Here is a 253-nt window from a genome sequence, read left to right as displayed (position 1 = left end):
TTTTATCTGTATCTGTTTCTGGATGTGTTCAGCCGGAAGATTGTCGGCTGGCAGGTCTATGCCGAGGAAAGCAGCGTGCTGGCCAGCGAAGTCCTCAGGGACCTCTGCGCGCGCGAAGCGATACAGCGAGCTAACGTCAAGAGTGGTGTATGGGCAGCTTGATAGCGTTCGGCTTCAGGCGGCGAGTTTCTGCTGAACCGGTTGATCGCCTTGCACCGGTTCGCCGTCCCTGAAGGCAATGCCCTCCAGCAAC

The 253-nt window shown here is 57.7% G+C and carries 1 pseudogene; it reads left to right on the top strand.

Features of this window, described 5'->3' with window-relative positions:
* Positions 1 to 123 (top strand): annotated as a pseudogene (locus tag F6X39_RS37780) (IS3 family transposase); the annotation flags it as partial.
* Between the last annotated feature and the right edge of the window lie 130 nt (positions 124 to 253).

This window comes from Paraburkholderia sp. UCT2 (assembly GCF_014397665.1).
In the GTDB taxonomy this organism is placed as follows: Bacteria; Pseudomonadota; Gammaproteobacteria; order Burkholderiales; family Burkholderiaceae; genus Paraburkholderia; species Paraburkholderia tuberum.
This window is presented reverse-complemented; position numbering and strand designations above follow the sequence as displayed.